Here is a 1,680-nt window from a genome sequence, read left to right on the forward strand (position 1 = left end):
ACGCGCATTGAAACCAAGTGCTTCCGCTCCTCGCCTCAATCCCAACAATGTTGTTCCAAGTTGGCCAGTGCCTACCGCTTCCCGGATGCGATTTAGTGTAAAGTTACGGCGATAATGTTTAGCAACGGAAGCAAGACAAGCAGCTCCACAATCTTCTTCACTATGTTGTGCAACAACTTGGTATTTCATTTCAGACTCCAGTACCCAATAGTATCGTAAAAAAACTTAAAAAAATAGCAGGGTTTCGTCCCTGCGTGGTTAATAATTTGACCAATAGTCTAATTTTACTAAGTAACTGAGCAAAAAAATTAAACTATGTTATGCAATGTAAAATTAATTAAAGTTTTGTAGTAAGCGGTTGGAGCGGCTTACTACAAAACTTTAATTATTCACGCCCGGTTATTTATCACTACTAATCAAATTTTAGGGAGAAGGGTAGTTTTATTCCAAGGCTTTTTAATATTCCTGACACTGAAGTTTTTCCTTTGGTAGTTTTCGTTTTCCCAACTTTTGTAATTTGTTTCTTTACTCCTTTTTTATCAATTATGACTTGACTATAAGAATAAGAAACCACGTTGGTTTCACCACCAGATAGGGTTACTTCTTGATCTTCAGTCAGGGATATAAACATTGGGAAGATTTGAGTGCTTTTCATGATTCTAATTAACCTCAGATGTTAATTAACAAGTTTTCAAATTGATGGGAAGGTGCATTAACTGAAACATAACCATAAGTAGCACCTAACAAAATGGCTATATTTTTTCCGCTATTTTTTGCAAAATAGTAAATTTTTATCCATATTTATCTTTAATCACTATCGAATTAGAATAATTAGGGCTGAATGCCGAAAGTCAGATATAGTTAGGGATTAAATGATTCTATATTCATGGAAACTCCGAAACTAAGGCAAATACACAAAACCCCAAATATAAAAGGGTGTGGGATTTTATTCTGCCGATAGTAATTAAACATGGATATGAGCGATTTCTCAAATAAACAGCACTTAGTTACCTACTTGAAATGTGCAGGGTAAGCAGTATCTTTGGCAAAAGTATTAAGTAAGTCCATCAACAGTTGCCTAAGAGGAACTGTTGATAGACTTTATTAACTTTATTCAACAAAAGTATGCGGTAGGAATAAACGTAATGCTAGAATAACTGCGATAAGCAACAAAGCTAATGTCTTGTAAGAAGACAAACTACTCTGTTGGAGCAGGTTAGTTTGTTTAAGACACTCTACCTTAGTAAAGACGCGGTTAATCGTGTCTTTACGCTTATTCTTTCCCTTATACTAAACCCCATTACTCACCAGCAATAGTGTTGACAGCGACTTGGGTGACAGTAGCGCCACTCTTAATGCCAGTAGCAACGTTGAGAGCGGTTTGGTCTATCTTAGAGCCACTAAGAATACCAGCAGCAACGTTAAGGGCTACTTGGGTGATAATGACGGGCTTAGGAGCGGGGGTGGGGGTGCTGGGTTTGTGAGCGTACTTCTTATACTTCTTCTCAGTACCACCAGACAAACTAGCTTCTTCGGTAGCGGTTAATGCGGTGAATAATGTGCTTTCCATAATCTTAGTTCTCGCTTGATTGTTGAGTTTGAAACTGCGTCGCTTCAAAGTAATTAATATAAACATTTAAAGAGTATATTTAATTACTTTTTTGTCCCGCTAAAAGTATT

General features: G+C 36.9%; 3 protein-coding genes. All 3 read right to left on the reverse strand.

Features of this window, described 5'->3' with window-relative positions; all coding sequences use genetic code 11:
- Positions 1 to 189: cysteine peptidase family C39 domain-containing protein (locus tag VE944_RS24800; RefSeq protein ID WP_324983362.1), on the reverse strand; the 189-nt coding region annotated here is incomplete at its 3' end.
- A 223-nt stretch (positions 190 to 412) separates the two neighbouring features.
- Complete coding sequence (locus VE944_RS24805) at positions 413 to 655, reverse strand: hypothetical protein (RefSeq protein WP_324983365.1); 243 nt, start codon at positions 653 to 655, stop codon at positions 413 to 415.
- Between the two features lie 645 nt (positions 656 to 1,300).
- On the reverse strand, positions 1,301 to 1,570 hold the full coding sequence (locus tag VE944_RS24810) for a hypothetical protein (protein WP_324983368.1): 270 nt from the start codon (positions 1,568 to 1,570) through the stop codon (positions 1,301 to 1,303).
- Positions 1,571 to 1,680 lie beyond the last annotated feature (110 nt).

The sequence above is a fragment of the Nostoc sp. genome, from assembly GCF_035638895.1.
Lineage (GTDB): Bacteria > Cyanobacteriota > Cyanobacteriia > Cyanobacteriales > Nostocaceae > Nostoc.

What these genes read in the sequence shown, in the direction of transcription:
- VE944_RS24805 (WP_324983365.1), bottom strand. Translation starts at nt 655, where the DNA reads ATGAAAAGCACTCAAATCTTCCCAATGTTTATATCCCTGACTGAAGAT.
- VE944_RS24810 (WP_324983368.1), bottom strand. Translation starts at nt 1,570, where the DNA reads ATGGAAAGCACATTATTCACCGCATTAACCGCTACCGAAGAAGCTAGT.